Source organism: Pandoraea sp. XJJ-1, assembly GCF_026802345.1.
GTDB lineage: Bacteria > Pseudomonadota > Gammaproteobacteria > Burkholderiales > Burkholderiaceae > Pandoraea > Pandoraea cepalis.
In genome coordinates, this window is record NZ_CP113827.1 from 4,734,762 (window position 1) to 4,760,308 (window position 25,547).

The 25,547-nt window shown below is 64.6% G+C and carries 27 protein-coding genes; 17 read left to right on the forward strand and 10 right to left on the reverse strand.

Features of this window, described 5'->3' with window-relative positions; translation table 11 throughout:
• Positions 1–25: 25 nt before the first annotated feature.
• From OYT13_RS21840 to OYT13_RS21850, 3 genes are all read left to right on the forward strand, one after another.
• A complete protein-coding gene (locus OYT13_RS21840; RefSeq protein WP_017231756.1) occupies positions 26–448 on the forward strand; it encodes a VOC family protein in 423 nt (140 codons plus the stop codon).
• Positions 449–527: 79 nt separating this feature from the next.
• Complete coding sequence (locus tag OYT13_RS21845) at positions 528–1,265, forward strand: 16S rRNA (uracil(1498)-N(3))-methyltransferase (RefSeq protein ID WP_268566942.1); 738 nt, start codon at positions 528–530, stop codon at positions 1,263–1,265.
• A 48-nt stretch (positions 1,266–1,313) separates the two neighbouring features.
• Complete coding sequence (locus OYT13_RS21850; RefSeq protein ID WP_017231754.1) at positions 1,314–1,958, forward strand: YidB family protein; 645 nt, start codon at positions 1,314–1,316, stop codon at positions 1,956–1,958.
• A 167-nt stretch (positions 1,959–2,125) separates the two neighbouring features.
• On the opposite strand, the gene OYT13_RS21855 is transcribed toward OYT13_RS21850, so the two are convergent.
• From OYT13_RS21855 to OYT13_RS21865, 3 genes are all read right to left on the reverse strand, one after another.
• Positions 2,126–2,632, reverse strand: a complete 507-nt coding sequence (locus OYT13_RS21855; protein WP_410007573.1) for a barstar family protein — start codon at positions 2,630–2,632, stop codon at positions 2,126–2,128.
• Positions 2,633–2,681: 49 nt separating this feature from the next.
• Complete coding sequence (locus OYT13_RS21860) at positions 2,682–3,077, reverse strand: ribonuclease domain-containing protein (protein WP_026131556.1); 396 nt, start codon at positions 3,075–3,077, stop codon at positions 2,682–2,684.
• Positions 3,078–3,370: 293 nt separating this feature from the next.
• The gene (locus OYT13_RS21865) at positions 3,371–5,674 is read right to left on the reverse strand and encodes an NADP-dependent malic enzyme (RefSeq protein ID WP_017231751.1); all 2,304 of its coding nucleotides are present in this window, start codon (positions 5,672–5,674) and stop codon (positions 3,371–3,373) included.
• A gap of 431 nt (positions 5,675–6,105) precedes the next feature.
• Here OYT13_RS21865 and thiL point away from each other — a divergent pair, with 431 nt between their 5' ends.
• From thiL to OYT13_RS21880, 3 genes are all read left to right on the forward strand, one after another.
• Entirely contained in the window at positions 6,106–7,107 is a 1,002-nt protein-coding gene (gene thiL, locus OYT13_RS21870; protein WP_150564246.1) for a thiamine-phosphate kinase, read from the forward strand.
• On the forward strand, positions 7,104–7,625 hold the full coding sequence (locus OYT13_RS21875; RefSeq protein WP_017231749.1) for a phosphatidylglycerophosphatase A family protein: 522 nt from the start codon (positions 7,104–7,106) through the stop codon (positions 7,623–7,625). Before thiL ends, OYT13_RS21875 begins: the two co-directional genes overlap by 4 nt.
• Positions 7,626–7,757: 132 nt before the next feature.
• Positions 7,758–8,261 (forward strand): CinA family protein, encoded by a 504-nt coding sequence (locus OYT13_RS21880; protein ID WP_017231748.1) that lies wholly within the window; start codon positions 7,758–7,760, stop codon positions 8,259–8,261.
• 56 nt (positions 8,262–8,317) lie between these two features.
• Here the strand turns inward: OYT13_RS21880 and pyrF are convergent, their stop codons facing one another.
• Positions 8,318–9,130, reverse strand: coding sequence for an orotidine-5'-phosphate decarboxylase (gene pyrF / locus OYT13_RS21885; protein WP_261939707.1), 813 nt, complete (start codon positions 9,128–9,130; stop codon positions 8,318–8,320).
• 178 nt (positions 9,131–9,308) lie between these two features.
• Here pyrF and OYT13_RS21890 point away from each other — a divergent pair, with 178 nt between their 5' ends.
• Positions 9,309–10,184 (forward strand): mechanosensitive ion channel family protein, encoded by an 876-nt coding sequence (locus OYT13_RS21890; protein ID WP_017231746.1) that lies wholly within the window; start codon positions 9,309–9,311, stop codon positions 10,182–10,184.
• A gap of 59 nt (positions 10,185–10,243) precedes the next feature.
• On the opposite strand, the gene mtgA is transcribed toward OYT13_RS21890, so the two are convergent.
• The 6 genes from mtgA to mpl all read right to left on the reverse strand — a co-directional run bounded on the left by mtgA (position 10,244) and on the right by mpl (position 17,380).
• Complete coding sequence (gene mtgA, locus OYT13_RS21895; protein ID WP_150564250.1) at positions 10,244–10,984, reverse strand: monofunctional biosynthetic peptidoglycan transglycosylase; 741 nt, start codon at positions 10,982–10,984, stop codon at positions 10,244–10,246.
• A gap of 8 nt (positions 10,985–10,992) precedes the next feature.
• Positions 10,993–11,865 (reverse strand): shikimate dehydrogenase, encoded by an 873-nt coding sequence (gene aroE / locus OYT13_RS21900; protein WP_150564251.1) that lies wholly within the window; start codon positions 11,863–11,865, stop codon positions 10,993–10,995.
• Positions 11,866–12,077: 212 nt separating this feature from the next.
• Positions 12,078–13,037, reverse strand: a complete 960-nt coding sequence (locus OYT13_RS21905) for an energy transducer TonB (RefSeq protein WP_017231501.1) — start codon at positions 13,035–13,037, stop codon at positions 12,078–12,080.
• Positions 13,031–15,259 (reverse strand): ribonuclease catalytic domain-containing protein, encoded by a 2,229-nt coding sequence (locus tag OYT13_RS21910; RefSeq protein WP_150564252.1) that lies wholly within the window; start codon positions 15,257–15,259, stop codon positions 13,031–13,033. The genes OYT13_RS21905 and OYT13_RS21910 overlap by 7 nt, the downstream gene beginning before the upstream one ends.
• Positions 15,260–15,336: 77 nt before the next feature.
• Positions 15,337–15,948 carry a YqiA/YcfP family alpha/beta fold hydrolase gene (locus OYT13_RS21915; RefSeq protein WP_017231503.1) on the reverse strand — a complete coding sequence of 204 codons (612 nt, stop codon included), beginning with the start codon at positions 15,946–15,948 and terminating at the stop codon, positions 15,337–15,339.
• Positions 15,949–15,997: 49 nt separating this feature from the next.
• Positions 15,998–17,380, reverse strand: coding sequence for a UDP-N-acetylmuramate:L-alanyl-gamma-D-glutamyl-meso-diaminopimelate ligase (gene mpl / locus OYT13_RS21920; RefSeq protein ID WP_150564253.1), 1,383 nt, complete (start codon positions 17,378–17,380; stop codon positions 15,998–16,000).
• 120 nt (positions 17,381–17,500) lie between these two features.
• On the opposite strand from mpl, the gene OYT13_RS21925 reads away from it, so the two are divergent.
• From OYT13_RS21925 to OYT13_RS21970, 10 genes are all read left to right on the forward strand, one after another.
• Positions 17,501–18,157, forward strand: coding sequence for a hypothetical protein (locus tag OYT13_RS21925; protein WP_026131506.1), 657 nt, complete (start codon positions 17,501–17,503; stop codon positions 18,155–18,157).
• A gap of 101 nt (positions 18,158–18,258) precedes the next feature.
• Entirely contained in the window at positions 18,259–18,783 is a 525-nt protein-coding gene (locus OYT13_RS21930; protein WP_017231506.1) for a TlpA family protein disulfide reductase, read from the forward strand.
• Positions 18,784–18,915: 132 nt separating this feature from the next.
• The gene (gene aroQ, locus OYT13_RS21935; protein WP_017231507.1) at positions 18,916–19,362 is read left to right on the forward strand and encodes a type II 3-dehydroquinate dehydratase; all 447 of its coding nucleotides are present in this window, start codon (positions 18,916–18,918) and stop codon (positions 19,360–19,362) included.
• A gap of 69 nt (positions 19,363–19,431) precedes the next feature.
• Complete coding sequence (gene accB / locus OYT13_RS21940; protein ID WP_017231508.1) at positions 19,432–19,893, forward strand: acetyl-CoA carboxylase biotin carboxyl carrier protein; 462 nt, start codon at positions 19,432–19,434, stop codon at positions 19,891–19,893.
• 99 nt (positions 19,894–19,992) lie between these two features.
• Positions 19,993–21,354 (forward strand): acetyl-CoA carboxylase biotin carboxylase subunit, encoded by a 1,362-nt coding sequence (gene accC, locus OYT13_RS21945; RefSeq protein WP_017231509.1) that lies wholly within the window; start codon positions 19,993–19,995, stop codon positions 21,352–21,354.
• 39 nt (positions 21,355–21,393) lie between these two features.
• Positions 21,394–22,287, forward strand: coding sequence for a 50S ribosomal protein L11 methyltransferase (prmA, locus tag OYT13_RS21950; protein ID WP_017231510.1), 894 nt, complete (start codon positions 21,394–21,396; stop codon positions 22,285–22,287).
• A gap of 48 nt (positions 22,288–22,335) precedes the next feature.
• Positions 22,336–23,304: a DUF3426 domain-containing protein gene (locus OYT13_RS21955; protein ID WP_261939704.1), complete on the forward strand. Its 969-nt coding sequence runs from the start codon at positions 22,336–22,338 to the stop codon at positions 23,302–23,304.
• 32 nt (positions 23,305–23,336) lie between these two features.
• Complete coding sequence (gene tpx / locus OYT13_RS21960; RefSeq protein WP_017231511.1) at positions 23,337–23,837, forward strand: thiol peroxidase; 501 nt, start codon at positions 23,337–23,339, stop codon at positions 23,835–23,837.
• A 178-nt stretch (positions 23,838–24,015) separates the two neighbouring features.
• Positions 24,016–24,951, forward strand: coding sequence for a carbohydrate kinase family protein (locus OYT13_RS21965; protein ID WP_017231512.1), 936 nt, complete (start codon positions 24,016–24,018; stop codon positions 24,949–24,951).
• 19 nt (positions 24,952–24,970) lie between these two features.
• Positions 24,971–25,450, forward strand: coding sequence for a hypothetical protein (locus OYT13_RS21970; RefSeq protein ID WP_017231513.1), 480 nt, complete (start codon positions 24,971–24,973; stop codon positions 25,448–25,450).
• Positions 25,451–25,547: the final 97 nt, after the last annotated feature.

The window sequence follows — 25,547 nt, forward strand, 5'->3', positions numbered from 1 at the left end:
CCGACGCTCATACCGGAGCACCGTCATGCCCGATCCCCGCCCCGCCCATGTGCCGTGGTTGACGCCCTACCTGACCGTGCGCGACGCCAAGGCGGCGGCGACGTTCTATGCGCAGGCGTTCGGCTTCTCGGTGCATGACATGGTGAACGACGACGGCATCGTCATGCACGTCGAAATGTTTTATCAAGGGCAATTGATCGTGATGTTCGCCCCCGAGGGCGCGTTCGCGAGCACCGCGCGCACGCCGCGCACCTCCGGTGTGGAGGCGTCGCAGAGCTTCTATGTCTATACGGAAGACGTCGATGCACTATACGCGCAGGCGACCGCCGCCGGCGCGAAGGGGCTAACGCCTCCCAGCGACCAATTCTGGGGCGACCGCTTTTGCCAACTGGAAGACCCGGACGGCTATCGCTGGGGCTTCGCCCGCCCCGTCGCTCCGCGAAGCTGAGCCGCTTCTCCCTCTGACGTTGGGGTATGCTTCTGTCCCCGGCGCCACGCCCGACCGCGCCCTTTCGACCCCCGTCCGTATGCCTCGCTTCTTTATCGATGTGCCGCTGCACGCCGGCGCACTGCTTGATCTTCCCGAGGCGGTGGTGCGTCACGCTCAGGTATTGCGCCTGAAGATCGGCGATGCGCTCACGCTTTTCGACGGCACGGGCGGCCAATATCCGGCCGTGCTCACGACGCTGGAAAAGCGCCACGCCACGGCGCAACTCGGCGAACGGGAGGCGCGCGAGGTGGAGACGCCGTACCGCGTCACCCTGGCACAGGGCATCGCCGGCGGCGACAAGATGGACTGGCTGATAGAAAAGGCCATCGAGCTAGGCGTGGCGGACATTCAGCCGCTGATCACCGAACGCTCGGTGATCCGGCTCGACGGGGAACGTGCGGCGAAGCGCGTTGCGCATTGGCAGGCGCTGGCACAGGCCGCTTGCGAGCAATGCGGCCGAAATCGCGTGCCACGCGTCCTGCCGATTCGCCCGATCGGCGCTTGGCTGCGCGAGCAAGGCGCGGTGACAGACGACGGATGGCGTGTGCTATTGTCACCCAGAGCGGACAGCGGTTTCGACTCGCTGCCGCTGCACGCACCGTCTCAGCCAGGCGTTTTGCTGTTCGGCCCGGAAGGCGGACTGGCACCGCACGAAGAATCCCTCGCGCGGGAGGCCGGTTTTATGGCGATTCGCCTGGGCGAACGCATCTTGCGAACGGAAACGGCGGGCATCGCGGTCCTCGCGGCATTGGCCGCGCGCTGGGGCGGTTGGTAAGCCTCGACGATTTGCACATTGGCTTCACAAGCCTAAAGGAGTCATCCCATGGGTATCCTGGATTCCATTCTCGGCGGCATTTCTGGCAATTCGGCCGATGGCGGTAGCGGTAGCGGCGGCAATACCAAGATGTTGCTGCTGATGGGTTTGCTGGCGATGATCGCCAACCGTTCCGGCAACGCGCAGGCACAGGGCGGTCAGGGCGGCGACCTGATTGGCTCGTTGGGGGGCGCACTCAGCGGGATGCTGGGCGGTGCGGCGGCGGGCGGCGGTGGTGCCGGCGGTCTTGGCGGTTTGCTGGGCGGGCTGCTGGGCGGAGGACAAGCACCGCAGCAGGATGCCGCCGGCAACCCCGCGACGTCCCCTGGCGACCTGGTGGGCGCGCTCGGCGGACTGGGCGGACTGACGCAGGTGCTGGAAAATGGCGGCCTGGGCGATGCGATGCGCTCGTGGGTCGGCACCGGCAGCAATCAGCCAGTGTCGGCCGATCAGGTGGCCCAGGCGCTTGGCCCGGGAGGACATCTGCAGCAACTGGCCGATTCGGCGGGCGTCAGCCCGGATGAGGCCGCACAGCAACTGTCGTCGCTGCTGCCCGAGGTGGTCAATCACCTCACACCGAACGGTGATCTACCGCAAGGCCATCTCGACCTGGCAAGCCTCGCCCAGCAATTCCTCGGTGGACGGACCGGCTGAGGCAAGGCCATCCAGGAATCCGATAATCGCCGGCTGAAAACGTAAAAAGGTCCGCAATGCGGACCTTTTTCGTGAGGTTGACGTGACGCATGTTCGCGTCGGGGCGAGACCGGTGACGTCAGACGATGTTTCCGAGGTCACTCACCGACGATTCGCTTGGTGGTCCGTCAGGCAAACGAGTAAAAGACGCGGAACGTGATACGACGCTCAGCCCAGAACTCGGCGGCATCGCGGAACACGTCCAGCAGGGTTTCGCGACCGTCCTTATCGAACTTCGTCGCCACCGGCAATCCCTCGAGCACGACGACAAAACCAGGCTGCTGGCCTGCGTGATGCACCAGATCGGTCAGACAATCGTGCAAGGCGTCGTAATTCTTTCCGAAATGCTTTGGAAACAGGAACGACGTGGCGATCGTCTCCAGCACCTCGGCCTTGCTCTGCGCCTGCGAACAATTGGCGTAGAGGAAGTGCTGCCCGAGTCGCTCGGCCTCTGCGGCCAATTCCGGCACGCGGAATGCGCGGATCGACTGCACGATATTCGGCCTGACGGTCTTGAAAAGACTCATATCTCCCTCTTCCGATAAGGTATGGCGGCGGCCGGCCCGCGCGACAGCATGCAGGCCCAGCACCTGCTTGAACAAGTTGCCCTCGCCCGCACCGAATGGATCTGCCATACGATCTTTCCCGCGTTCCTGTGCGAAAACCGGCTCACTCATACTGCTGTCATTCCCTTATGCGTCTAAAGCTGTTGTAGTGATCTTGTGTGTAGTAACAAGGATCGACCGCCCGCTGGTCCCCGCCACAGATGATGCGCCTGGCGCCCCGATTGCGGGCACCGGGGGTCGGCACCGTGTATTCATGGTAATAGCCACGCCGCATTTTGGGCAGCTGCTTTTCGTAGTTCCCGAACACAACGCCGTCTTTGGCGTAGGGGAACGGCCCGCCCTGGGCAATCAGCGTCAGCGTGCGCTGCGCTTCGCGAGGCAACTCGGCAACGGACACTGTGACCGTTGAACCCGTGACGTATGGCGCGGTTTCGCGCGCCACAGCATTGGACCACAGAAACACACTACCAGCCGCCGTCAGCGCCACGATGCTCCGGTGAAGCCAACGTGCCATGGTCATAGCTAGCCTGTCGCCCGACGTCGTATTGCGCCGCGGGCTTGTTCTGGTGATTGAAGCCGTAAGGTTATCGCTATTGGTCCAGAGAATCAATGTCGGCTTACATTTTGCAACGAAACAACGCGACAAATTATTGAAAATAAAGGATTTTAAAGAGAGTGAGCGCACACATGACGGTGTGAGCGTGCAAAATGTCTCGCCGGAATGCAAATCGCCGCCCCCAAAAGGGGGCGGCGATTTGTCGTTAACATGTGTCGAACGGTGGCGAACCGCCGCGCGCTCGCCAGACGTCAACGCGCCTGTTGTTGCGCCGCCGCATCGGCCACCACCAGCGCCACCATGTTGATGATGCGTCGCACCGTGGCCGACTCGGTCAGGATATGCACCGGCTTGGCAGCGCCCAGCAGGATTGGCCCGATCGCCACGTTATTGCCCGCCGCCGTCTTGAGCAGATTGTACGCAATGTTCGCGGCGTCGATATTCGGCATGATGAGCAGGTTCGCAGCACCGGTCAGCGTCGATTCCGGCATGATGCGTGCGCGCAGTTCCGGGTCTAGTGCGCAGTCGCCGTGCATTTCGCCGTCAACTTCCAGATCGGGCGCACGTTCCTGCAGGATTGCCAGCGTTTCGCGCATCTTGCGGGCGCACGCGGCGTCGCTGGTACCGAAGTTCGAATGCGACAACAAGGCCACCTTCGGCTGGATACCGAAGCGGCGAATCTCCTCGGCGGCCATCAGCGTGATTTCGGCCAGTTCCTCTGCGCTCGGATCCTGATTGATGTGCGTATCGACCAGGAAAATCTGCCGGTTCGGCAAAATCAGGGCGTTCATCGCCGCATAGACATGGCCCCCGGCCCGCTTGCCGATCACGCGATCGATGAAGTGCAGATGACGGCCCGGCGTCGACACCGTGCCGCAAATCATACCGTCCGCTTCGCCCTTGCGCACCAACATGGCGGCAATCAGGGTCGTGCGGCGACGCATCTCGACGCGCGCATAAGACGCCGTCACGCCCTTGCGGTTGGTCAGCTGGTGATACGTTTCCCAGTAATCGCGATAGCGCTCGTCGTGCTCCGGGTTCACGACGGTGAAGTCGACACCCGGCGTCAGGCGCAGGCCATATTGCTGCACGCGGTGCTCGATCACGGCCGGGCGCCCCACCAGGATCGGCGTGGCGACACGTTCATCCACAAGCACCTGTACGGCACGCAGCACGCGCTCCTCTTCGCCCTCGGCAAACGCAATGCGTTTCATGTTCGCAGGCACGCTGCGCGCAACAGAGAACAGCGGCTTCATCAGACCGCCGCTGTGGTACACGAACTGCTGGAGCGATTGCGCATAGGCATCCACATCCGCGAGGGGACGCGTGGCGACACCGGCGGCCATCGCCGCTTCGGCCACCGCGGTCGCGACCTTGACCAGCAGACGCGGGTCGAACGGTTTCGGAATCAGATAGTCGGGGCCGAACGACAGGTTTTTGATCCCGTAGGCCGACGCCACGATATCGCTCTGCTCCTGACGCGCCAATTCCGCCAGCGCATTCACCGCCGCGATTTCCATCGAGCGCGTGATCGTCGTGGCGCCAACATCGATCGCACCGCGGAAGATGAACGGAAAGCAAAGGACGTTGTTGACCTGATTCGGGTAATCGGTGCGGCCCGTCGCCATCACGCAATCCGGACGCACTTCCTTCGCAAGTTCCGGTGTGATCTCTGGATTCGGGTTGGCCAGCGCGAAGATCAGCGGTTTGTCGGCCATCGTCTTGACCATTTCCGGCTTCAGCACGCCGGCAGCCGACAGCCCGAGGAACACGTCGGCGCCGCCAATCACGTCGGCCAGCCCGCGCGCATCGGTCTTTTGCGAGAACCGGATTTTCTCCGGATCCATCAATTCGGTGCGGCCCTCGTACACCACCCCCGCCAGGTCCGTCACCCAGATGTTCTCGATGGACAGCCCCATGTCGACGAGCAGGTCCAGGCACGCAAGCGCGGCAGCGCCCGCGCCGGACGTCACCACCTTCACGGACTTCAGATCCTTGCCGACGACCTTCAGGCCGTTGATCAGCGCCGCGGCCACCACAATGGCCGTGCCGTGCTGATCGTCGTGGAAGACCGGAATCTTCATGCGCTCGCGCAACTTGCGCTCCACGATGAAGCACTCGGGCGCCTTGATATCTTCGAGGTTGATGGCGCCGAAGGTCGGCTCCAGCGCCGCAATGATGTCGACGAGCTTTTCGGGGTCTTTCTCGTCGATTTCGATATCGAACACGTCGATATTGGCGAATTTCTTGAACAACACGCCCTTGCCTTCCATCACCGGCTTGGATGCCAGCGGGCCGATATCACCCAGACCCAGCACGGCCGTGCCGTTCGTGATCACGCCGACCAGATTGCCGCGCGCCGTGTAGCGCGATGCATTGAGCGGGTCGACGACGATCTCCTCACACGCGGCGGCAACGCCCGGCGAATACGCCAGCGCCAGATCGCGCTGGTTGAGCAACTGCTTGGTCGGCGCGATGGCGATTTTGCCGGGCGTGGGGAATTCGTGATACTCGAGCGCAGCTTCGCGCAGTTTCGGATCGATCGGCGTGGGCATGAGGGGAGGCTCTTGACGAACAAAATGGGGTCGGATTTTCAGTGCAAATTGTAGCCCCATTTATTCACGCCACTTATGCAAAAAGCGAATAGGGGCTGCACCTGCGCGGTACGGCTTCCCCGCCGATAGTGGCCAAAATTCCTGGCGATTTCAACGCTGCGCTGCACCATCGCCCGCCTTTTCGGACCACGGACGTCTAGCCCCGTGGGGGGGATCCGAGACGGGCATGGGAATCCGTCTGAATTCCGGGCGTCCGTGCTTTGTTCGCTTGGGAAAGCCCGGGTCGCCTCTTAGAATAGGGGCTTGCCTGTGCATCACCGCAGCCCTTTACTTATTGCCCACCGCCTAATGCTCCCTGGCGTCACGCGTTGCACCGGAGTGGTCCCGCAACGCGATGCGCCCGGTCAAGGCGGGCAACCGCGCCGTTGCTCATGACCCTGACGTCTGCCTCAACTCCACCGCTGTCCGAGTTCTCGCTGATCGACCGCTTCTTCGCCCACGCTACCCGGCCGGGCGAGCATGTGACGCTCGGCATCGGAGACGACTGCGCGTTGCTGCGTCCCCCCACCGGCGAGCAGCTCGCGATTTCGACCGACATGCTCGTGGAGGGCCGCCACTTTTTTGCCGACGTCGACCCGCGCGCGCTCGGTCACAAGACCCTTGCCGTCAATCTGTCGGATCTCGCGGCCATGGGCGCGCGGCCCATGGGCTTCACATTGGCGATTGCCCTGCCCGACAGCGACCCGGCCTGGCTCGCGCCCTTTGCCGAGGGCCTGTCGGCGTTGGCCGACCGTTACGCCTGCCCGCTTGTCGGCGGCGACACCACGCGCGGCCCACGCAATCTTTGTGTGACCGTCTTCGGCAGTGTGCCCGGCGCCCAGGCGTTGCGCCGCGATGCCGCGCAGCCCGGCGACGACATCTGGGTCTCCGGCACCCTCGGCGATGCCCGGCTGGCGCTCGGTGCGATACGTGGGGAATGGACCTTGTCGGACGTCGATCTCGCCCTCGCGCGCCGCGCGCTGGACTGGCCCGAGCCGCAGGTGACGCTCGGACTGGCGCTGCGCGGCGTGGCGCGCGCCGCCCTCGACATCTCCGATGGGCTGCTGGGCGACCTCGGCCATATCCTGGAGCGCTCCGGTGTGAGCGCAACGGTGAACGTCGACGATGTACCGTGCTCCGACCTGCTGGCCGCGCAAACGCCGGTGATTCAGAGAATGTGTGCGCTGGCGGGCGGCGACGACTATCAACTGGGCTTCTGCGCCGACCGTGCGCAACGGCCGCATATCGAGGCGATCGGCAACGAACTCGGCATACGCCTCACGCGTATCGGTACAATAGCGCTTCCCGACGCGCGCCTCGCCCGGCTGCACCTCCAGGACAAGACTGGCGCGTCCGTCGCTGCCGATTTCAAAAGTTTCGACCATTTCCAATGAGCACTGATCAACCGGCCGCCGTCAACTCGGGCAGCGGCCCGCGCCGGCCGAACTCGCGGTTCCTGCTGTCGCACCCTGCCCACCTCTTTTCGCTCGGCTTTGGCACGGGCCTGTCGGCGTTCGCGCCGGGCACCGTGGGCACGCTTTTCGGATGGGCATCGTATCTGGTGCTCAATCTGTACCTGACGGTCACGGGATGGGGCGTGCTGATCGTCGCGTCCATCGTTGGCGGCATCTGGATCTGCGCCTACACAGCGCGCAAGCTTGGCACATCGGATCCGAGCCCCGTCGTCTGGGACGAGATTGTCGCGTTCTGGATCGTGCTGCTGCTCATTACGCCGGCGAGCTTTGTCGGCCAATTGGTGGCCTTCGTGCTGTTCCGATTCTTCGACGCCGTCAAGCCGCCGCCGATCCGATATTTCGACCGCACGGTCAAGGGTGGCCTCGGCATCATGCTGGACGATCTCGTCGCCGCCTTTTGCACGCTGCTCGTCATTGCGCTGTGGCGCTCGATCTGATCGACCGGGCTTGCCGCCGCGCGATGGCGCAAGCCGCATCATGACGGGTGCCTCGCTGGCGCCGTTCCCGCGGGTACGCGCACCGATACCCGTGACCTATTCGTTGCATTGACTTATTGAAGGCGTCGTCCCGTGGTCTCCGAACAAAATCTTCTGGCCCAACTGTCGGTCAAAGTCGGCAATCGTCTGCGTGACGAACGCCTGATGCTGACCACGGCCGAGTCATGCACCGGCGGCCTCGTTGCGGCAGCAATCACCGACGTTTCCGGTAGCAGCCAATGGTTCGAGCGTGGCTTCGTGACGTATTCGAACCAAGCCAAGTCCGAAATGATCGGCGTTCCGCCTGAATTGATCGACAAACACGGTGCCGTGAGCGAACCGGTGGCACGTGCGATGGCCGAAGGCGCACTGCTGAACAGTCGTGCACAGATCTCGCTGTCGATCACCGGCGTGGCCGGCCCGGGCGGCGGGTCGCCCGAAAAACCGGTGGGTATGGTGTGCTTCGCGTGGAGCAACCGCGTCACGACCCTCGTCGAGACGAAGCGCTTCAAGGGCGATCGCACACAGGTGCGCAGTCAGGCCGCACAGCACGCGCTGCGCGGCGTCATCGAATTCCTCGACCAGGCCGAGACGTAATCGTCGCGCCGCCCTGAGACGTTTGACGACGATCCGCGCATCGGCACGCGGACCGATCAGCGATAGGCGTTGATGCTGTCGCGCGTGTTTTGCGCAGCGGCGGCAGCCGCCGCGGCGAAGTGCTCGTCGCGACCGGCGTAGATGATGGCACGCGACGAGTTGATCATCATGCCCGTCCCGTTCGCGGTGCGACCGGCTTTGACCGTCGCTTCGACGTCCCCGCCCTGAGCGCCCACGCCGGGAATCAGCAGCGGCATGTCGCCGACGATGCTGCGCACGGCAGCGATTTCTGCCGGGAACGTCGCACCCACCACCAGGCTGATCTGCCCGCTCGTATTCCACGGCCCCGCGGCCAGGCGCGCCACCGTCTGATACAGCGGCTTGCCATCGACATCGAGGAATTGCAGATCGCTGCCGCCCGGGTTCGACGTACGGCACAGCACGACGACACCCTTCTCGGCATGCGCCAGATACGGCTCCAGCGAATCGAAGCCCATGTAGGGATTCACCGTCACGGCGTCGGCACGATAGCGCTCGAACGCTTCGCGCGCATACTGCTCGGCGGTGCTGCCGATGTCGCCACGCTTGGCGTCCAGAATCACTGGCAGGCCCGGATGATCGGCGTGGATATGGGCGATCAGCCGTTCGAGCTGCTCCTCGGCGCGATGCGCAGCGAAATAGGCGATCTGCGGCTTGAATGCACACGCGTAGGGGGCGGTAGCATCCACAATCTGGCGGCAGAACTCGAAAATCGCGTCCGGCTGCGCTTGCAGATGCGCGGGAATGCGCGACGGCTCGGGATCCAGGCCCACGCAAAGCAGAGAATTGTTGCGCGTCCAGGCCGCGTTAAGTACTTCGGTGAATGTCATGACGGGGTTCCGGCGGGGTTCCGGCGGCGGTATTCCGACGGCGGGTGATTCGAGACTGATTCCTTCCAGCAAGGCCGACATTTTACCTGCTCCGCGCGCCGGTCGAACCAATCCGCGCGCTTCGCGTCAATCTTGATATCGGTGCTCTCGGGCCCCCATCAACACGGAGAACCCCCATATGACTGAGGTTACCCCCCCGCTCGCGTCCTTCGACGCCGTGATGGGCTTTCTCGCGGCCAACGCCGTCCGCTACGGTCTGTCGCTCGTACAGGCCGTGTTGATTCTGTTGATCGGCTTCTGGATCGCGAAGCGACTGGCGCGCTTCGTACACCGAACGTTGAGCCGTTCGCCCCACTTCGACGCAACGCTCAAACCGCTCATCGAGTCGATCGCGCTGTGGTCGGTGCGCATCATCACGCTCGTTGCCGTGCTCGCTCAATTCGGCGTGCAGACCGCCAGCATCATCGCGGTGCTCGGCGCGGCAGGCCTGGCCATCGGGCTGGCCCTACAAGGCACGTTGCAGAATATTGCGGCGGGTACGATGCTGCTGGTGCTGCGCCCGTTCCGCAACGGCGACTACATTACGGCCGGCGCGTCGGTGGCCGGCACCGTCGACGAAATCGGCCTGTTCACCACCACGCTCACGAATGCCGACGGCATCTACGTCTGCGTGCCGAACAACCAGATCTGGGGCCAGCCGATCACGAACTTCAGCCGCAACGCCACGCGTCGCATGGAGGTCACCGTGGGCATCGCGCTCGACGACGATCTCGATGCCGCCATGACGGCACTCCGCGCCCACGTGGCAGAAGACGCGCGAGTGCTCGACAAGCCGGCACCGGAAATCATGGTCAAGCAGGTCAGCGACAACGCCGTGATTGTGAACGTGCGGGTATGGTCATTGCTGGGTAACTACTGGGGCCTCTATTGGGACCTTCAGCGCGGCGTCAAGGAGACGGTCGAGGCCGTGGGTTGCTCACTCCCGTATCCGACGCGCACTGTCATGCACGTGCCAGCACAGCCGATACCGGACGCGGCCCCCTCGCGACACTAGCCCCACACACGCCCGCGCGTGCTCGTCGTGCGAAAGTCTGCGTGCGGGGGGCTATTCGCCTATTGTGGCAACTCCGCCGCCCCCATGCGACGCGCGATCACGCCGGCGCGTTGCGCAAGGTACGGCGAATTGCGATGGGTATCGAAGTAGCGCGGACGCGGCAACATCACCGCCAGCCGCGCCGCCTGCCAAGCGGAGAGCTTCGAGGCCGGAATGCCGTAGTAGTGCCGTGCCGCAGCTTCGGCGCCGAATACGCCCTCGCCCCACTCCACCGAATTGAGATAGATCTCGAAGATCCGCTGCTTCGTCATCCAGAACTCGAGCATCCACGTGATGCTCAATTCTTCCGCCTTGCGCAGGTAACTTCGCTCGCTCGACAGGAACAGATTCTTCGCCAGTTGCTGGGAGAGGGTCGAGCCGCCCGCGACGATGCGCCCCTTCTTCTGATTCTTCTCCCATGCGCCGAGCATCGCGTCGATCTCGAAGCCATCGTGATTGACGAAGTTCGCGTCCTCGCTCGCGATGATGGCGCGCTTCAGATGTCGCGAAATCTGGTCGTACGGCACCCATTGGTGCTTGAGCGTCGCCGTCGGATCCGTTTCATGCAATCGCGCGGCGGCCGCGCGCATAAACGCCGTCGACGACGGATCGAAACGCACCCACCAGCCAATCTGCACGAAGTAATAGAGCTGCGTGGCAAGCACGCCCACGAAGACCAACGTGACAACGTAGGCTGTCCACTGCCACGGCCCCCAGCGGCGATGGCGAGTTTTGCGCGAAGCGCGTCGCGGCGCAGCCATCGACAACGTCAACCTTTCGCTGCGAGCCGGGCGCGCAAGGCGGTGCGCACGGCATCGGTCGACGGCCGCACGCCGCGCCACACCGCGAACGCTTCGGCCGCCTGCTCGACGAGCATGCCGAGACCGTCGGCCGCGCGCGTCGCCCCGGCCGCCAATGCGTGCGTCATGAACACCGTTGGCTGCGCGCCGTACATCATGTCATAGGCAAGCGCCCCTTCCGCATAGACGCCCGCAGGCAGCGGCGGTACGTCGCCTTGAAGGCTACCGGCCGTGGCGTTAATGACGACATCGAACGCCGCGGGGACCGCGTCCCATCCGCCACCGGCGAGCGCCACGCCATGGCGCTCAGCGGCATTGGCGAACCGTGCGACGAGTTCGTCGGCGCGCGCGGCCGTGCGATTGGCGACAAACAGCGCCGCCGGCCCCGCCTCGATCAGCGGCAACATTGCCCCGCGCGACGCACCGCCGGCGCCCAGCAGCAACACGCGCCGGCCCTTGAGCGATACGCCCAGCGGTCCCTCAATATCGCGCACGAGCCCCACGCCGTCAGTGTTGTCGCCCGTGATGCCCTGCGCGTCGAACACCAGCGTGTTGACGGCGCCCGCCGCCTGCGCGCGTTCGGTCAGACGATCCGCCAACGCGTGGGCCTCGAGCTTGAACGGGACGGTGACGTTGGCCCCGCGAGCACCGTTGTCGATAAAGGTGCGCACGGTGGCGGCAAACGCATCGAGCGGCGCGAGCAGGCGCTCATAGGTGAGATGCTGGCCGGTTTCGCGCGCGAACTCGGCGTGAATGAACGGCGACTGGCTGTGTTCGACGGGATGACCGATCACGGCGTAGCGATCGGCCTGCAGTTCCCCGGAGGGCGTTTGGTTTGTCATCGTTGTCAAAGACGCGGCGCCTGGCTTTCGCCCAGGCGCCGCAATTACTTGCGTCCACGTGCATCAGATACGGTGTTTGGCCGTGACTCGGCAGGCATCGGTCGCCGGAAACCTTCACATCACGTTGCCGACAAACCGCGCGAATGTCATCGAATAGTACACGCAGCGTCGCTGTGGCTTCGGGCGTTTGCCGACGATTCGCCCGTGGCGCCCTACCGCGCCGCAGCGACCGACGGCGACGCAAGCGTCTCGGCCTGCACCCCCTGGCGCGAGAAGGTCATCCGCGTCACGATCTCGAGAATGTCATAGCGCTGCCGCATCTCGGGCGAGAAGTCGCCAAACGGCGCACTGGCCTGTACGATCGCCACCGCGCGGCGGTCGAGATCGCGATTGCCGGAGCTTCGCGTGACTTCCACGCCCGCGACATTCCAACCGTCCTTGTGATAGCCGAGCCCGCCCCGCTGATTGACGTTAAGCGTGACGATCAGCTCGCCATAGAGACGCTCGTTGCCGATCTGAGGAAAATGCTCCGTGCCGTAGCGCTCTACGCGATGACGCAGCGTGTCGAAATAGCGCGCATACGCCACTTCACGGGTATTGGCTGTGACCTGGCCGCGTTTCGGGCGGGTCTGATAGGCGCGCAACTGCTTGTCGATTTCCGCCTGCAGACGGGCGATCTTCTGGTCGACGTTCTGATCGTCGAGTCCTTGCCCGCGCTGCGGCGCGTCGGCGCGATGCCGCTGCGACGCCGGCGTGGCGGCGTATTGATTGCGCAGTTGCGTCAGCAGCTTTTCCTGCGTCGCTTCCAGTTCGCTCACGTTGCGCTGGATTTGCGCGATGGGCGCGCCGTCGCGATCGAGCGCGCGTGACGGCAGCGGTGATGTCGCACGCTCGCCGTCGTGCTCGCCGCCGCCCACGAGGTTGGCCTGCGCGAGCGCCGTGGCCTTGTCGGGGGCGTTGGCCGACTTCGCGTTGACGAGGACGACATCGAGCGGCGTGTCCGCACTATGCAGTCGGAAACTGTCGGGCGCGACGAAATGCACCGCCAGCGCGAGCAGGTGGACCAGCGCGGAAAATGCCAGGCCCGTGGCAAGCGGATGCTCGCGCATCAGCGACCCGCCGCGGCGGCGCGCCGCGCGCAGGTTGCCTGCCGCGAGAGCGGGTTTCAGCACGCCGAACCGGGAGACGCGTCGCGCCCCCCCGCCACCATCAGCGCGGCAGCAAGCGAAGAAGTGCCGGACGCAACATCAACGGTTTGCGACGCCGCGGCGGTGACGTCGGCCGAGGCCGAGGCGACGTCGTCGTCACCCTGGCTTTCGTCGCGGCCGTCGCTTTCGGTATCGTTCGCCCCCTCCGCATCGTTGGCGCCATCGGCATCGTCGGCATCGTCGGCCCCTCCCGCGTCGTCGCCACCTTCGGCCCCATCGCCTCCATCGTGACCCCCACCGCCGTCTCCTGCACCGCCGGCGCCTTCGTCATCGTCTTCGCCCAGTCCGTTCTGGCTGGCGCCCAGCACCTGCGCGACACGTACCGAGATGCTGAGCGTGACGACGTCGAGCGACAGCACGTCGAGCATGATCTGCGTACCGCGCGCGTGCGGGCCAAGCCCCAGAACGATCAGCGTCAGCGGAATATCGTTCAGGCGCACGGTGTCGCCCTTGAGCACGCTCGCCTGGACCTGCGACTTGTTCTCCTGAATCAACCAGCGCAGGCACCAGTAGCGCTCCATCCGGCTCTGGTGCTCGGCATAAGCCGCATAGGCGGCTTCGAAGCTCGACACGGTCACGTACAGGTCGGCATCCTTGGGCTTGAAGGGTGCCGCCAGCTTGGCCGTCACGCCGTGACGCACGCACGCAAGCAACTGCCACTGGTTGACCAGATCCACATAGCGACGCAGCGGCGAGGTGCTCCATGCGTACTGCTCGACACCCAGACCTTCGTGCGGCGCCGGCGATGTCTGCATGCGCGTGCGATTCACGCCGTAAGCACGCTGCGCGCGATAGATGCCGGGCACGCCGCACTCGGCCAGCAGGCGTCCCCACCGGCTGTTCGCGAGAATCGCCATCTCGGCGACGATCAGGTCCAGCGGCGCACCGCGCATACGCTGCTTGATCGTGACCTGCTCGCCTTCGACGTAGAAATTGAAGTCGGTCTTGTTCTGCACTTCCGGACGCAGGCCATAACCCACGCGCGCGGCCTGACGTTTCTCGTAGAGCGACTGCGCGAACGGCCACAACAGCCGCAGCGCTTCCTTGTGCGGATACTCGCCGCTGCCATCGGCCAGCGTCTCGGCCGTGATGATCGCGTCGAGTTCGTTGTGACGCAGGTTTGCCGAGATCGGCACCCGCTCGGCATGCGTTTCCGTCGCCACGATCTCGTACGTGTCAGCCTTGACCACGACATACAGCGACAGTGCCGGACGCGCGCCGCCCTCGGCAAGCGTGTACGCCTCGACTATCGCATCGGGGAGCATCGTGATCTTTTCGCCCGGCGCATAGACCGTCGACAGACGCGCGCGCGCGATCTCATCAATGGCGTCACCCCGCGTAATGCCGAGTGCCGGCGCCGCAATGTGGATGCCCACACGCAACAGCCCATCGGGCAGTACCTGCACCGAGAGGGCGTCGTCGATCTCGGTCGTCGTCGAATCGTCGATGGAGAACGCCTGCACGTCGGCCAGCGGCAAGTCGTCGCCGGGTACCGGGATCGGCCCGAGTTCCGGGAAGCCGGTGCCGCGCGGGAAGTGTTCGTAGAGGAACGCCGCCTCGTGATACGCGCGCGGCGACGAAATGCCGCCGCAGGCGAGCATCACCTCGGCGTGCGTCTTGCCCAGCGCCATGGCGGCGGCGTCGAGCGCCTTCCACTCGATGGTGTTCTTGTCGGGACGGAACAGCAGCAGCAGTTCCTTGCCCTTGAGCGCGTCGGGCAGCGTGCCGGCGATCAGTTGATCGGCATACACGGCCTGCAATTCCGCCTGCTGTTGCTTGCGGGCGAGTCCCGCGAGCGCGGCCTGCAGTTGTTCCTCCGGCGCGCGTTGGTACTGACCGCGGCCTTTTCGGCGGAAGTACACCGGCGAAGCCTGCAGCGCCAGCGCGAGCCCGGCCTGTTGCGCAACGCCGGCGCCTTCGCCGAAATACTCGGCAGCGAGCACCGGGAACGCGAACTCCTCGGCAGGCGCGCATTCCCACAGGAAACTCATATCGATGTCCTGTGCGGCGGCGTGCGCCTGCGTCATCAGCTCCGCGGGCGACGGCGACTCGAAACGCAGCAGCACGTCGCGCCCCTTGATCTTGCTGCGGCGTCCACCGGGCAGCTCCACCTGGTACGACTCACCTTGCTGCGACAACACCGTGCCAGCCTTGAAGCCGCCGGATTCCTCAAAAAAAATATTCATGAAACAGCCATCGATCGCAATAGGCGACATTGTAGCCCGCCAACCTGCGGCGGTTTAGGGCGGAAGGGGCAAACGCGTTATTCGCCCGCGAACGGACCGGCGGCACCGGGCGAGGGGGGAACGTCGATGCCGGCGAAGCGCAGCACGTCGTCCATATAGTTGGCGAAATCGGAAATACCGTGGTCGCTGCCGTCGATCACCGTGAGCTTCGCGCCCGGAAACTTCGCCACCATGTCTCGGTAGTCGAGGGTCTGGTCGCCGGTCGCGGCCACAAGGTAGTAGCGCTCGGGACGCGTGATCTGGGCCACGTCGATCATGCGCAGCTCGTCCAGGTGACGCGGCTCAACGACGATAGTGCCGCCGCCATGCCACATCGGCTGCTCGCCCAGCCACTTGCCCAGATCGTCGTACGGGCGCGTGGCCGGATTGAGCAGCACCGCGCGGCAACCGAGCTTCTCGGCCAGATACGTGGCGTAGTAGCCGCCGAGCGAGCTGCCCACGATGGTCAACTCGTCGGCCTTCACGCCGGTGAGCAGACGCTGCGCGTCGACGACCGCGGCCAGCGGCGACGGCGGCAATTGCGGGCAAGCCCACTCGCGCCCCAGGCCGAGGCGGTGCATGCGCGCGGCCATCAATTGCGCCTTGAAGGAGCGCGGCGACGAACGGAAGCCGTGCAAATAGAGAATCATGTGAGCCCCGATAAAAGCTGGTCAGTACCCGGACGCCAAGGCACGCAAATCAGGCGCGCGCCGCCAGTGCATCGAGCAATTTCTGGTGAATGCCGCCGAAGCCGCCGTTGCTCATCACCACGATCTGGTCCCCCGGACGCGCTGCCGCGCTCACCGCGCGCACCAGTCCGTCGATGTCGCTGAACGCCTGCGCACGCGCGCCGAGCGGAGCAAGCGCCTCGGTCAGATTCCAGCCGAGGGCGTCCTTCCCGGACGGCGCGCCGTAGCCGAACACCAGGTCGGCATCGGCAAGGCTGGCCGGCAGTTGCGCCTTCATCACGCCCAGCTTCATCGTATTCGAGCGCGGCTCGAGTACCGCCAGAATACGGGCGGTGCCGGCGCGGCGTCGCAGTCCGGCCAGCGTCGTCTGAATGGCGGTCGGATGATGCGCAAAATCGTCGTAAACAGTGACGCCGGCCGCTTCGCCGCGCACCTCCATACGACGCTTCACATTCTGGAACTTGCCCAGCGATGCCGCCCCCTGCTCCGGCGGCACACCCACGTGCCGTGCGGCAGCCAACGCCGCCAGCGCGTTCATCCGGTTGTGCTCGCCCTGGAGCAACCACTTCACTTCCCCGGCGGCCATCGCCCCATGGTGGGCCCAGAACGCCTCTTGTCCCGCCGCGAGTGTGTCGTTGGCCTGGGCGACATGCCAGCCGTCGGCCACACCGAAGCGCTCCACCTCGCTCCAGCAGCCGCGCGCCAGCACGCGCTCGAGCGCAGCCTCGCGACCGTTGACGATAAGGCGGCCCTGGCCCGGCACGGTGCGCACCAGATGATGGAATTGCGTCTCGATCGCCGTCAGATCGGGGAAGATGTCGGCGTGATCGAACTCAAGGTTATTCAGGATCGCGGTGCGCGGATGGTAATGAACGAACTTGGAGCGCTTGTCGAAGAACGCCGTATCGTATTCGTCGGCCTCGATCACGAAGAAGTCGCTGTCGGTCAGTCGCGCCGAAATGCCGAAGTTCATCGGCACACCGCCGACGAGGAAGCCCGGTTGGTAGCCCGCATCTTCGAGAATCCAGGCGAGCATCGATGTCGTCGTCGTCTTCCCGTGCGTTCCCGCCACGGCCAGCACCCACTTCTTCGACAGCACATGCTCGCCGAGCCATTGTGGGCCCGACGTGTACGGCAGATTCCGATTGAGGATCTCTTCCATCAGCGGGTTGCCGCGCGACACCACGTTACCGATGACGAACAGGTCGGGTTTGAGCGAGACCTGATCGGCGTCAAACCCTTCGATCAGCCGAATGCCCTGCGCTTCGAGCTGGGTGCTCATCGGCGGATAGACGTTCGCATCGCAACCGGTGACGGTGTGACCGGCCTGCCGGGCGAGCACCGCGAGACCGCCCATGAACGTGCCGCAGATGCCAAGAATATGAATATGCATGGATGGGGAGCGAGGTGAGGACGGGCCGAACCCGTGCGGGAAATGGGGGAGGCCGAACAGCCAGAATCACCATTGTACCTGCGGCGGGAAGCGCAATGCCTTTCGGGTATCATCGTGCGCATGACACGCAAATCCTGGTCCGACGCCCAACGCCTGCGCGAAGAAATCGCTCTGGTGGCCGCCCGCCTCATCGCCGAGGAGGGCGCTGACTATGCCACCGCGAAACGCAAGGCGGCGAAGCAAGTGACCGGCGAGGCGCGGATTGCGGGTGAATTGCTGCCGGATAACGACCAAATCGAAACGGAAGTCCGCGAGTACGTGCAGACGTTCCTCTCGGACACGCAGCCGGCTGAGCTGGCGCATTTGCGTCAGGTCGCGCTGACGGTCATGACGGCACTGGCGCGCTACCGGCCTTATATTACTGGTGCCGTGTACAACGGCACGGCAACGTCACTATCTGATATCTATTTGCAGGCATTTTGCGACAATCCAAAGGAAGTCGCCATCGATCTGTTGAACCGGGGTATCGATTACGAGGTCTCGGAAAGTCGCCACTTCAATGGTCGCGGCATGGTCGAGACGCTGAGTTTCCTGTGGCGCGAGCGGGGGCAGCGCGGCGAACCCGCCGGCGTGCACCTGTCCTTGTATTCCCTCGACGACATGCGCGGCGCACTCAAGGCCACCGACGGGAATGGCCGCCCCGTGCGCGTCGATGCGCACGGCCTGAGCACACTGATCGACGGCGCCGAGGCCATGGAGCAGGCATCCAACCACTGACCTTCGCCCGAATGTCGGCAACATGCCCATCAACCTGTCGCCATTCTCCGTAATTGCCATCCGTCTAACGTCTATTTCCCGCCACTTCCGCCCCATCCATCATGGTAAAACGCATCGTTCCTCTGCTGATTCTGGCGCTCGTGGGGCTGGCGGCCGGCTTTTGGTTCGGCCATCGAAACCAGGCGCCTGCAAACGCGCCCGATGCCGCTGTCGCCCAACTGCTCGCCACGCGGCTTCCTGACTTGGCGGGCAACGAGCAGGCCATCTCGCAATGGCGTGGCAAAACGCTGGTCATCAACTTCTGGGCTCCATGGTGCGGGCCCTGCGTGGAGGAAATGCCCGATCTCCAAGCACTTTCGAGTGAATTCAAGGGAAAAAACGTCCAATTCGTAGGAATCGGCATTGATACTGCCCCGAACATGATCGCGTTCGAGCAAAAGGTGAAGGTTGATTACCCGCTCCTCGTGGCGGGCTACGCAGGCACCGACCTCGCCCGCGCACTGGGCAACAAGGCGGGCGCGCTACCGTATACCGTCGTGGTTGATCCTCAAGGCCGCTTGCACTACCAGAAGCTCGGCCGTATTACGTCGGATGAAGTGCGCTCGGCCCTCAGGCCGACGCGCTGACATCCCGCCGTCCAGCCGGGCGCGCGGGAAGTCCCGCCAGACGTGACCGACGGGGCTTCATTTTCACCCCACTGGACAAAATCCACCAACTGGCGTTTAATTGCGCCCAATTTCGTGAAATTTGATTCGCCGATGCCTCACCGCATTCTTGTGCTCCACGGTCCCAATCTCAACCTGCTCGGTACTCGCGAGCCGGCGGTGTACGGTCGTACGACGCTGGCCGACATCGACGCGGCGCTCGAGGCGCAAGCCAAGGCGGCAGGTGCTGAGGTGACGACATTCCAGAGCAATCACGAAGGCGCACTGGTTGACCGGATTCAGGCGGCACGCGACGCGTCGATCGACTTCATCGTCATCAACCCTGCCGCCTACACGCATACCAGCGTGGCGATGCGCGACGCGCTGGCCGGCGTGGGCATTCCGTTCGTCGAGGTGCATCTCTCGAACGTCCATGCCCGTGAGGCCTTTCGGCATCACTCGTACTTTTCCGATATTGCGCAAGGCGTGATCTGCGGCCTGGGCTGGCGCGGCTACACCTTCGCACTCGAATTTGCCCTGCGGCGACTCGCCGGCGGGTAGCCGTCTCATCCCCTATTTCCCCTCGCGGGGGGTGCCCCCGCGTCGATACCGAATTAAGGAGCTTCCTTCATGGATTTGCGCAAACTCAAGACGTTGATCGACCTCGTGGCCGAATCGGGTATTTCCGAACTCGAAGTCACCGAAGGCGAAGGCAAGGTCCGCATCGTCAAGGCGCCGCCCCAACTGATCGCCGCCCCGATGCAGATGGCCATGCCGGCAGCCTACCCGCAGGTTGCCGCGCAAGCGCCGGCGGCAGCGCCCGCCGCACCGGCACCGGTTGCCCCGGTCCTGCCGCAAGGTCACATCGTCACGTCGCCGATGGTCGGTACCTTCTACCGCGCCCCGTCGCCGGGCGCCGATCCGTTTGCGCAGGTCGGCGACTCGGTCAAGGAAGGCCAGACGCTGTGCATCATCGAAGCGATGAAGCTGCTCAACGAGATCGAGTCGGACAAGACCGGCGTGATCAAGGAAATCCTCGTCGAGAACGGTCAGGCCGTGGAATACGGTCAACCGCTGTTCGTGATCGGCTAATGCCGGTTGTCGGACGCCCCGCCCGCGCGGCCAAATGCCGCCCGGCGACACGAGGCGTCCGGCCCCGCTCCTCTCCCCCTACGGGCAGGACTGCACATAATGTTTGAAAAAATCCTCATCGCCAACCGCGGCGAAATCGCTCTGCGCGTTCAGCGCGCGTGCCGCGAGATGGGCATCAAGACCGTGGTCGTCTACTCCGAAGCCGACAAGGAAGCGAAGTACGTCAAGCTCGCGGACGAAGCCGTCTGTATCGGACCGGCGCCCTCGCCGCTGAGCTATCTGAACATGCCGGCGCTCATCAGCGCGGCGGAAGTCACCGACGCCCAGGCCATCCACCCGGGTTACGGCTTCCTCTCCGAGAACGCCGACTTCGCCGAACGCGTCGAGCAATCGGGCTTCACGTTTATCGGCCCACGCCCCGACACCATTCGTCTGATGGGCGACAAGGTCTCGGCCAAGCAGACGATGATCAAGACCGGCGTGCCGTGCGTGCCGGGTTCGGAAGGCGCGTTGCCCGACGATCCGAAGGAAATCGTGCGTGTTGCACGCCAGGTCGGCTATCCGGTGATCATCAAGGCCGCCGGCGGCGGCGGCGGACGCGGCATGCGCGTGGTGCACACCGAAGCGGCGCTGGTGAACGCGGTCAACATGACCCGTGAAGAAGCCGGCCGCGCCTTCGGCAATCCGGAAGTCTATATGGAGAAGTTCCTCGAGAACCCGCGCCATATCGAAATCCAGATCCTCGCCGACAAGCACAAGAACGCCGTCTGGCTGGGCGAGCGCGACTGCTCGATGCAGCGCCGTCACCAGAAGGTGATCGAAGAGGCGACCGCCCCGCTGATTCCGCGTCGCCTGATCGAGCGCATCGGCGATCGCTGCGCCGACGCCTGCAAGAAGATGGGCTACGTCGGCGCCGGCACGTTCGAATTCCTGTTCGAGAACGGTGAGTTCTACTTCATCGAAATGAACACGCGTGTGCAGGTCGAACACCCGGTCACGGAAATGATCACCGGTGTCGATATCGTGCAGGAACAGATCCGCATTGCGGCCGGCGAGAAGCTCGCCTTCCGTCAGCGCGACATCCAGTTCCAGGGTCACGCGATCGAGTGCCGTATCAACGCCGAAGATCCGTTCAAGTTCACGCCGTCGCCCGGTCGCATTACCGCCTGGCACATGCCGGGGGGCCCCGGTATCCGCGTCGACTCGCACGCCTATAACGGCTACTTCGTGCCGCCGAACTACGATTCGATGATCGGCAAGCTGATCGCCTACGGAGCAACGCGCGATCAGGCCATCCGTCGCATGCGTGTCGCGCTGTCGGAAATCGTGATCGAAGGTATCCAGACGAACATTCCGCTGCACCGGGAACTGATGCTCGACGCCAAGTTTGTCGAAGGCGGCACGAGCATCCATTATCTGGAACACAAGCTGGCGCAGAAATCTGCCGTCGGCGGCAACTGAGCTGTTCATCAGCCGTTTATCAGCAGGAAATCACTCGCCATGTATCGCGAACTCGTCGTAGAAGTTGCCCGCGCCCAAGCCGAGGCCCTGTCGGACGCCCTGCTCGATCTGGGCGTGCTGTCGGTCTCCGTGGAAGACGCGGACGCCGACACGCCCGACGAGCAACCGATGTTCGGCGAGCCGGGCCTGACCCCGCCCGACACCGCGTGGCAACACTCGCGCGTGGTCGCGCTGGTGGGGGAAGACCAGGACGCCGCCGTGCTGCTCGCGGCGGCCGTCAACGAATTGGGGCTCACCGAGTCGCCCGCGTTCACGTTGCGCGACGTAGAAGAACAGGACTGGGTGCGCCTGACGCAATCGCAGTTTGAGCCCATACAGATCGGCCAGCGTATCTGGGTCGTGCCGTCGTGGCACGACGCCCCGGACGCCGATGCGCTTATCCTCGAACTCGATCCGGGCCTCGCGTTCGGGACCGGCAGCCACCCGACCACGCGGCTGTGCATGGAGTGGCTCGAACAGCACGTTGAGGCGGGTCAGTCGTTGCTCGACTACGGCTGCGGCTCGGGCATTCTGGCCATTCTGGCGCGCAAGTGCGGCGCCGATCCGGTCGTCGGTATCGACATCGATCCGCAGGCCGTCGAGTCTGCCCGCTATAACAGTGAGCGCAATCACGCGAGCGTCGAATACGGACTGCCCGCCGACCTGCGCGACGGTCAATTCAATATCGTGGTCGCCAACATCCTGTCGAATCCGCTCAAACTGCTCGCGTCGATGCTGACATCGCGCGTGGCACCGGGCGGACGGCTCGCGCTGTCTGGCGTGTTGGAGCGGCAAGCGGACGAGGTGATCGCCGCCTACGCCCCCTATATGAAGATGTCGGTCTGGCGTGCTCACGATGGCTGGGTCTGCCTGCACGGGCAGGCCGCCGGCTAGTCGCCCACGACGCGCCGAGTCTTCGGGTCCTCGCCCTCGAATCCCCCGATGCCCTCGACTCCCATGGCCCAGTCCTCGCGCGTTCTCGCTACTCGCTGCCCTCACTGCCATACCGTCTTTCGCGTCGTGGCGGATCAGCTCAAGCTGCGCGACGGTCTCGTGCGCTGCGGCAACTGTCGTGAAGTATTCGACGGACATGCCTACCTGTGCGAGCCGCCCGGCGAGGAGAACGAGGCGGAGGCCGCGCCCGCCGAACGCCCCCCGGTGCCCGAGATGCTCACGCCCACGGCGATCGCTGCACTGCTGGGCACGCCGGACGAGAGCCTGGCGCAGATGCGACATGGCCCGGGTCGCTACATCGATGACGACGATGCCACAGTTCTTGTGGCGCCCACTGCGTCCATGACGTCGTCAGCTTCCGTCGCGTCTGCCGACTCGCCGACGTCCGTTGCTCTTGCCGGACAGGCACGTCGCCCCCGCGTCGGTCGCGTGATCTGGCGTGCGCTGATCGCGCTGGCCGTCGTCGGTCTGATCGCCCAGTGGGCGTGGGTCGAGCGCGCCGCACTCGTCGATCGCGTGCCGGCGTTGCGCGGCGTGTTCGCGACGCTCGGACGCCCGATGCATGTGCCGATCGCGCCGCCGCGTCAGCCGGACAAGGTTCAGATCTCGAGCGTGACGCTGGTCACCGACGCGCCCGGCACGACCGACGCGAGCGACGCGACAACCGGTACGCCAGCGAGCGCCCCGGCCTCAGACGACGCCGTGCCAATGACGCTCACCGTGTTCATGCGCAATCAAGCGGACTATGCCGTGGCCTGGCCGTCGCTCGAACTCACGCTGTCGGACATCGACGGCAAGCCGGTCGTGCGACGCGTGTTTTCGGCGAGCGACTACGTCACCGATACAGCGCAGCATGACGCCGGTCTGGCGCCACACAACGAACGCACGATTCGGTTACGATTGACGGCGCAGGCAGCGCTAGCCAGTAACTATCGGGTGCTCGCGTTCTATCCGTGATAGCGCTGTTGCACTCAACCTAGGAGATATTGATGTCCCAAGTCACACTCGGGGGCAACCCCATAGAAGTCGACGGCCAGTTCCCGCAAAAGGGGCAGACCGCTCCGGCTTTTTCGCTGGTCAATGCCAAGTTGCAGGACGTCTCGCTCGACGATTTCGCGGGCAAGCGCAAGGTGCTCAACATCGTGCCGAGCCTCGACACGCCGACCTGCGCCACCTCGACCCGCAAGTTCAACGAAGCGGCGGGCAAGCTCGAGAACACGGTCGTGCTCGTGATCTCGGCTGACCTGCCGTTCGCCATGAGCCGTTTCTGCGCGACCGAAGGCCTGAACAACGTGGTCACGCTCTCGACCATGCGTGGCCGCGAGTTCCTCAAGCATTACGGCGTGGCAATCACCACCGGCCCGCTCGCCGGCGTGTCGGCCCGTGCCGTTGTCGTGCTCGACGCCGATAACCGCGTCGTCCACGCCGAACTCGTGCCCGAGATCAAGAACGAGCCGAACTACGACGCCGCGCTGGCCGCGTTGTCGTAAGCCATCGCCTCTCGGCGTATCGCTGGCCCGCCCGGTAAAACCGGTGCGCGCCAGATGGCAGTTCCCGTGCCGGTGCGGCAAATGCACCGGCCCGTTTTTAGCATGACCTGGCAGCGCGACTGGCCAACCGTCTGCCCTCCCAGATTGGCCCCGCTTACCTTTCGCAAGGATCTCCCCCGTGACTACCGTGATCTGCGGCTCGCTCGCCTACGACAACATCATGACGTTCGAAGGCCGCTTCGGCGAGCACATCCTGCCCGATCAGGTACACATCCTGAACGTCAGCTTCCTCGTGCCGACGATGCGCCGCAACTTCGGCGGCTGCGCCGGCAACATTGGCTACAGCCTGCATCTGCTGGGCGGCTCGCCGGTCGTCATGGCCACCGTCGGCGAAGATGGCGCGCCCTACGTCGAGCGCTTCCAGTCGCTCGGCATGACGACGGAATTCGTTCGCGTGGTCGCGGACAGCATGACCGCCAATGCGATGATCACGACCGATCTGGACAACAACCAGATCACCGCCTTCCACCCGGGGGCGATGATGTTCTCGTCGCGCAACCGCGTGGCCGATGTCAGCGGCGCGACGCTCGGCATCGTTGCCCCCGACGCCCCCGACGCCATGCTCACTCACGCCGAAGGCTTCGCCGCCGCCGGGGTGCCGTTCCTGTTCGATCCGGGTCAGGGCCTGCCGTTGCTCTCGCCTGAGGCCCTGCGTCGCATGGTGGAACTCGCCACATACCTCGCGGTCAACGACTACGAAGCCAAGCTCCTCTGCACGAAGACCGGCTGGTCGATGGACGACCTCCAGTCGCGTGTCGAGGCGCTGGTCGTGACGCGCGGAGAACACGGCGCGCTGATCTTCGCCGGCGGCAAGCAACACGACATTCCCGCCGTCAAAGCCAAGCGAGTCGTCGACCCCACCGGATGCGGCGACGCCTTCCGGGGCGGGTTGCTGTACGGTATCGAAAAGGGCCTCGACTGGCCCACCGCCGGCCGTCTGGCGAGCCTGATGGGTTCGCTCAAGATTGCCGAGCAAGGTCCGCAGACTTACGCGCCGACGCGCGCCGAGATCGAGGCGCAATATGAAGCCGCGTTCGGCTACCGCTTCGTTTGATTTCAGGATAAACACAACGATGGCACGACTGACCACACCCTTCCTTATTCTCACCGCCGCAGCGTCGCTCTCCCTGTCCGCCTGCACGGCGTTCGGTCCGAGCAATTCCGCGAGTGTCTACAACAGCCGCCAAGCACAACGCGAGCAGGTGGTGCGCATGGGCACCGTCGAATCGGTGCGCCCGGTCACGATCGATAGCAGCAACGGCGATCCGGGGATTCTCGGCGTGGTGGGCGGCGGTGCGCTGGGCGCCGTCGGCGGCAGCGCCATTGGTGGCGGTCGCGGCTCGATCGCGACGGGCATCATCGGCGGCCTGTTGGGTGCGGTTGCGGGGCAAGCCGTCGAAAACCGAATGAGCAAGAAGGCGGGCCTGGAGATTACCGTGCGACTCGACAACGGCGAGCTGCGCGCCATCACACAGGATGCGGACGAAGCATTCCAGCCGGGTCAGCGCGTGCGTCTGCTCTCAAGCGGCGGCGTCACGCGCGTGACGCACTAAGGCCGCATGAAAAAACCCGCTGCGACGATCACTCATCACAGCGGGTTTCGGATCGAGTAGGCCTACTCGATCAAAAGACACCTAAGTGCCTTGGTTC